General features: G+C 62.0%; 8 protein-coding genes. 6 read left to right on the forward strand and 2 right to left on the reverse strand.

Annotated elements, in window-relative coordinates; genetic code table 11:
• Both HY2_RS14440 and HY2_RS14445 read right to left on the reverse strand, forming a co-directional pair.
• A partial coding sequence (locus HY2_RS14440) for a DUF4011 domain-containing protein (protein WP_034828875.1) occupies window positions 1-393 on the reverse strand: 393 nt, incomplete at its 3' end.
• 88 nt (window positions 394-481) lie between these two features.
• Entirely contained in the window at window positions 482-736 is a 255-nt protein-coding gene (locus HY2_RS14445; RefSeq protein ID WP_034828877.1) for a hypothetical protein, read from the reverse strand.
• 201 nt (window positions 737-937) lie between these two features.
• Between HY2_RS14445 and trbB the strand changes: the two genes are divergently transcribed.
• From trbB to HY2_RS14475, 6 genes are all read left to right on the forward strand, one after another.
• On the forward strand, window positions 938-1,918 hold the full coding sequence (gene trbB / locus HY2_RS14450; protein WP_034828879.1) for a P-type conjugative transfer ATPase TrbB: 981 nt from the start codon (window positions 938-940) through the stop codon (window positions 1,916-1,918).
• Between the two features lie 13 nt (window positions 1,919-1,931).
• The gene (locus tag HY2_RS14455; protein ID WP_034828881.1) at window positions 1,932-2,264 is read left to right on the forward strand and encodes a TrbC/VirB2 family type IV secretion system protein; all 333 of its coding nucleotides are present in this window, start codon (window positions 1,932-1,934) and stop codon (window positions 2,262-2,264) included.
• Window positions 2,264-2,518 (forward strand): VirB3 family type IV secretion system protein, encoded by a 255-nt coding sequence (locus tag HY2_RS14460; protein ID WP_013301530.1) that lies wholly within the window; start codon window positions 2,264-2,266, stop codon window positions 2,516-2,518. The genes HY2_RS14455 and HY2_RS14460 overlap by 1 nt, the downstream gene beginning before the upstream one ends.
• Window positions 2,512-4,950: a conjugal transfer protein TrbE gene (gene trbE, locus HY2_RS14465; protein WP_034828883.1), complete on the forward strand. Its 2,439-nt coding sequence runs from the start codon at window positions 2,512-2,514 to the stop codon at window positions 4,948-4,950. The genes HY2_RS14460 and trbE overlap by 7 nt, the downstream gene beginning before the upstream one ends.
• A gap of 11 nt (window positions 4,951-4,961) precedes the next feature.
• Entirely contained in the window at window positions 4,962-5,675 is a 714-nt protein-coding gene (trbJ, locus tag HY2_RS14470) for a P-type conjugative transfer protein TrbJ (RefSeq protein ID WP_034828886.1), read from the forward strand.
• A gap of 6 nt (window positions 5,676-5,681) precedes the next feature.
• Window positions 5,682-6,243, forward strand: a 562-nt coding sequence (locus HY2_RS14475; protein ID WP_034828887.1) for a type IV secretion system protein, incomplete at its 3' end; no start/stop codon positions are given.

Raw genomic sequence — 6,243 nt, forward strand, 5'->3', positions numbered from 1 at the left:
AAAATGTCTCACGGTCGCTGAACCGCTACATTTCGGAATATCACGCCGCTTCGCTGCGCTGACATCTGATGCATCTTCGGTCAGCTCTTCACTCGTCAGCATGAACTCTTCGGGAGGCTTCGTAGCCGCTTCCCAATTATCGAGTTCTGCCTGAGTTGGCTCGGGAAGCGGGAGGAAGGAAAAGTTTCTTCCGTCAATCAGGGACGAAAACACCTGATCAGGGAGTTCGTCGATCAGTCGAAGCGTTCGTTTGGTGAATTTGAAGTTCAAAAGCGGATTTCGGAGCGATAAATCGAGGAGCTTCAATCGCAACTTTTCGATCGTCGACGCAATCGTGGCGAGCTGGTCCGCGCTGGATTCTGATTGGGTTGTGCGTGCCTGGCTCGCCTCCATTTCGAATCCTCTGATAGCGGCAATTCAAAAAGTGCATTAGCACATCAGGAGCACAATTATTCAACCACCAGATTTCAATCTAAAATAATCAGATCCTCTCGCTCTTTATCGCCGTTTCGAACTCTGCGGCATCTTCTTCTGACCTAAACATATAACGGGCGGTATGCTCGCCCTTCTCCAGATGGCTGTATGAGCGCCAGTCAGGGCCGATATGCGTGTTGAGCCAGGCGGCGATGATGTCGAGGCGTTTGCCGAGGCCGAATGGCGGGATGGGCAATTCGACATGGTGCGGGAAGTGCCGCGCATCCCTTTCGGCCATGAGAACGGATTTGTAGCGACCCATGGGCTTCTCCTTTTAGTTCCCTTTTTGTTCTTTTCTTGCTTTCCGGTCTGATAGCAATCTGTGCTGCGCGATTTCCTTTGAATTGCCCTTCTGCGTCCTCGGAGGTCCCGCAGGCGCCTTTCGTGTCCTCCGGCCCCAACTGTGCGGCGGCATTTGATGCCCTGATGCTGGTCCCATCACTGATGAGGACCACGCCTAACCATGTCTGCCCTGCCCCAGCCCAGCGAGACCGAGACCCGCCGCACGGCGATGCTCCGTACGGCGTTCGACGGCCCAGTCGGCGCGGCGTTGGCTGCCGCCGATACGATCGAGATCCTCGCCAATCCCGATGGTTCGGTCTGGGTCGAAAAAGCGGGCTTTGGTCTGCGGCGGGCGACCGAAACGCTGGGCCGCGCCGAGCGTGAGCGGATTATCCGGCTGGTCGCCTCCTCTGTCGGGGAGACTTGTGACCGCGCCTCTCCCATAGTGTCCGCCGAACTGCCAGGCTCCGGCGAGCGGTTCGAAGGTATTCTTCCGCCCGTCTCGGAAGCACCCTGCTTCGCAATCCGCAAACCGGCCGGCCAGCCGATCGCGCTCGATACCTATGTCGAAACGGGCGCGCTGACGCCGGCGCTCTGTGTCGGGCTGCGGCAGGCGCTGGAAGACCGGCTCAACATTGTCGTTGCCGGCGGGACATCATCGGGCAAGACGACCTTTGCCAATGCCTTGTTGTCCGAGCCGGCTCTTGCTGAGGACCGGATCGTCATCCTGGAAGACACGCGCGAGCTCCGTTGTTCGGCTGAAGATGTGACGCAGCTCAGGACGCACCGGTCCGGCATTACGCTCCGTGATCTCGTGCGCTCGACCATGCGGCTCCGCCCTGACCGGGTCATTGTTGGCGAGGTGCGCGGCGGCGAGGCGCTCGACTTGCTCAAGGCCTGGAATACGGGCCATCCGGGCGGGATCACCACGCTGCATGCAAACTCCGCCTCCGGCGCACTCACGCGCCTCGAACAGCTGGTGGAGGAAGCAACGACCGCCCTTCCGCATGCCCTGATTGGCGAAGCGGTCGACGTGATCGTCTTCATGTCCCGCGCGAGCGGCGCGCGCCGCGTCGAGCAGGCGCTCCGGATTACCGGCTTTGACGGCACCGAATACCGGACCGAGCCGCTTGCTACCCCCTTTCTCAACATCGTCAACTAAGGAGACCCGACGCATGTTCTACGACCAGATCAAGGCCCTCAACCGATCGCTTCAGGTCGGCGTGCTGCTCGCCTCGGTGAGTGTGGTGTCATTGCCTGCCCATGCCGCCGGCACCGGCATGCCCTGGGAAGGCCCGCTCGATCAGATCCTGCAATCGATCGAAGGCCCCGTCGCCCGGATCGTGGCGGTGATCATTATCACGCTCACCGGGCTGACGCTCGCTTTCGGGGAAACCTCCGGCGGGTTCCGCAAGCTGATCCAGATCGTGTTCGGTCTGTCGATCGCCTTTGCAGCTACCTCCTTCTTCCTCACCTTCTTCAGCTTCGGCGGCGGCGCGGTGCTCTGATGCTCGACGGCTACGAGATCCCCCTCCACCGCTCGCTCGCCGAACCCATCCTGATGGCAGGTGCGCCGCGCTCGGCCGCCATTGCCATCGGGACGATCGCGGCAGCTCTGGCCCTTGGCCTCAGGCTCTGGATACCAGGGCTTGTGGTCTGGGTGGCGGGGCACTCGCTCGCCGTCCTCATGGCCCGGTCTGATCCCGACTTTCTCGCCGTCGCGATCCGGTCTGCCCGTCACAAGGAACATCTGTCATGCTGAACCTATCCGAATACGCGACGCGGCAGGCCTGTCTTGCCGACTACCTCCCCTGGGCGTGCCTCGTCGCGCCGGGCGTCGTCCTCAACAAGGACGGCGCCTTCCAGACAAGCTTCCGCTATCGGGGTCCCGACCTCGAAAGCTCGACGGAAGCCGAACTCGTTGCGGTCACCGCACGGGTCAACAATGTGCTCCGCCGGTTCGGGTCCGGCTGGGCGCTCTTCTTCGAGGCGGTGCGGGCAGAAGCGGCCTCGCTGGACGAGAGTACATTTGAGTGCCCAGCCGCCTGGCTGATTGAGCAGGAGCGGCGAGCAACCGCCGAAGAGACCGGCGCCCGGTTCGAGAGCGCCTATTATCTCACCCTGCTCTGGCTTCCGCCCGCCGATGCGACAGGCCGGGCCGAAAAGGCGCTGATCGAGCGGCCGGAGAAACGGGATGGCGAGGACTGGCGTCAGCGGCTTGAACATTTCCAGACCCGCGCCGCGCAGACGCTGGACCTTCTTGCGATGGCCTTGGATGAAATCCATCCGCTCTCGGATGAAGAGACGCTGACTTATCTCCATGCCTGCATCTCGTCGAAACGGCATGCCGTGTCTGTGCCGGAACTGCCGGTCTTTCTCGATGCGGTGCTCGCCGATGAAAGCTTTGCGGGCGGGCTTGAGCCACGGATTGGCGAAGCTCACCTTGCGACGCTGACCCTGCTTGGCTTTCCGGCCTCGACCCTCCCGGGGATGCTGGATGAGCTCAACCGGCTCGGTTTCTCCTATCGCTGGACAACGCGCTATATCGCGATGGACAAGGCGGAAGCCGAAAAGCTCCTTGCAAAGAAGCGCCGGCACTGGTTTGCGAAGCGCAAATCGGTTGGCGCAGTCCTGCGTGAGACGCTGTTCAACGAGCAGGCCGCGCTGCTCGATAATGATGCCGACAACAAGGCCGCCGACGCTGATGCAGCGCTGCAGGAACTCGGCTCGGACCTTGTCTCTTATGGCTATGTCACCACGACGCTGACGCTCATGGGCACTTCGCGCGAAGAGGTCGAGGAGCGCACCCGCGCCGTTGAGCGGGTGATCAATGGGCGCGGGTTTACGACCATCCGTGAGACGCTGAACGCCGTTGAAGCCTGGCTCGGCTCGCTGCCGGGCCATGTCTACGCCAATGTCCGCCAGCCCATCTTGCATACGCTGAACCTGGCACACCTCGTGCCAATCTCTTCGGTCTGGGCAGGCGATGCGTGGAACGACCACCTTGCAGATCGCGGCCTGATCGAGGCGCAGACCGAAGTCACGACGCCGTTCCGGCTCAACCTGCATGTTGGCGATGTCGGTCATACGCTGATTATCGGTCCAACTGGGTCCGGCAAGTCGGTCCTCCTGTCACTGCTCGCGGCGCAATGGCAGCGCTATGAGGACGCGCAGGTTTTCCTCTTCGACAAGGGACGGTCCGCGCGCGCGGTGACGCTGGCCATGGACGGCACCTGGTTGCCGCTGGCCGGCGATGAGCGTCCGGCACTGCAGCCGCTTCGGGACATTGATACAGACCGCGGTGCGAGCTTTGCCGCAGACTGGCTGCTCGGCCTGATCGAAGCCGAAGGTGTCACCGTTACGCCGGACCTGAAGACCGTCTTGTGGGACGCGGTGCGGTCGCTCGCTTCAGCGCCTGTTGCCGAACGCACGCTGACGGGGCTCAGCCTCATCCTGCAATCGGATACGCTGAAAGCCGCGCTCCATCCCTACACGCTGGAAGGCGCATACGGGCATCTGCTCGACAGCGATGCCGAAGCCCTCGACCTGTCTTCGGTTGCCTGTTTCGAGATGGACGAGCTGATGCAGACCCCGTCTGCGGTGGCGCCCGTCATCACCTATCTCTTCCATAGGCTGGAAGACCGGTTCGATGGCCGCCCGACCCTGCTCATCCTCGATGAGGCCTGGCTGTTCCTCGATCATCCGGTGTTTGCCGCGCGCCTCCGCGACTGGCTGAAGACGCTCCGTAAGAAGAATGTAGCCGTTGTGTTTGCGACCCAGTCGCTTGCCGACATTGAAGGGGCCTCGATTGCGCCTGCCCTGATTGAATCCTGCCCGACGCGGATCTTCCTGCCGAATGAGCGGGCGCTGGAACCGACTGCCCAGGCGATCTATCGCCAGTTCGGGCTCAATGACCGCCAGATCGACATCCTCGCCAAGGCCATCCCGAAGCGGGACTATTACTACACCTCGCCCCTTGGCTACCGGCTGTTCGAGCTCGGCCTTGGCGATGTCGCGCTTGCCTTCTGTGGGGCGGCGTCCCCCGCCGACCAGAAACTCATGGACGGGCTTCTCGAAGCCGGTGCCGAAGCGGGCTTCGCCCGGAGCTGGCTGGAGCTGAAACAGCTTGGCTGGGCAGCAGACCTACTGGCCGAGAAGCCAGACGCACCCCTCTCCCAAATTGCCGCTGAATAGGAGCCCCTCACATGAAAGCCCTTCTCTCTTCTGTCGCCCTCGCCGCCATTCCGCTCTCGGGCCTGATGGCCCCGCCGGCCTCCGCGCAGCTCTTCGGCGGCGGCATAGTCTACGACCCGACCAACCATGCCGAGAACATCCTCCAGGCGGTGCGGGCCCTGCAGCAGATCGACAACCAGATCCGTCAGCTCACCCATGAAATCGACATGATCGAGAAGATGGCTCGGGATCTGGAGACACTGCCCGTCGAGGTTGCCCGTGCCATCATCGCCGACCGTATCCGCCGGATCGGCGAACTGATGGAGGAAGCAGACGGCATTGGATACGGCGTCGAGGAGGTCGAACGAGACTACGAAGACCTCTATCCCGAAACCTATGGTGAGACGCCGCCTGCCAATGCCGTCCTTGTCGAGGATGCGCGGGCGCGCTGGCAGCAATCCCGCTCGGCGCACAAGCACACGCTCCTCATGGTCGCCGAGACGGTCCGGGACAATGCGCGCGATGCCGAGGCGCTGACGGGTCTTGTCGAAGAGAGCCAGACCGCAATCGGCAATCTCCAGGTGCTGCAGGCCGGCAACCAGATCGAAGCCATGTCGGCTCAACAGCTCATGCAGATGGAAGCCATGATGGCCGCCCATTACCGCGCTGAGGCGCTCGACCGGGCGCGCGAGCTGGAAGAGGCCGAACGCGGCCGGGCGCGCCTTCAAAGCTTTTTCGGGAACTAGACCGCCATGGAAGAAATGGGCGTCATCGACCGGTTCCTCGAAACCTTCATTGCCTATATCGACTCAGGCTTCGGCCTGCTCGCAGGCGATGTCGCTTATATGACGACCACATTGATCGTGATCGACATCACGCTGGCGGGGCTATTCTGGGCCCTGTCGCAGAATGCCGATGTGATTTCGGGGCTCCTCAAGAAGGTGCTCTATGTCGGCTTCTTCGCCTTCATACTCGGCAATTTCTCCATCCTGGCGAACATCCTCTTTGCGAGCTTTGCCGATCTCGGCGTGAAGGCAGGATCATCTACGCTGACGGCGGATGATTTGATGCGGCCCGGCTATATTGCAGGGGTCGGGTTCGAGGCAGCGCAGCCGCTTCTCGAAGAGATCGGCGACATGCTGGGCCCGATCCGCTTCTTTCACAACTTCATCCTGATCGCGGTCATGCTGATTGCCTGGGCGATCATTCTCGTCGCTTTCTTTGTGCTGTCGGTCCAGCTCTTCGTCGCGATCCTGGAGTTCAAGCTCACGACGCTGGCGGGCTTCGTGCTCGTGCCCTTCGCGCTCTGGAACA

It is taken from the genome of Hyphomonas pacifica (assembly GCF_000682675.1).
Classification (GTDB): domain Bacteria; phylum Pseudomonadota; class Alphaproteobacteria; order Caulobacterales; family Hyphomonadaceae; genus Hyphomonas; species Hyphomonas pacifica.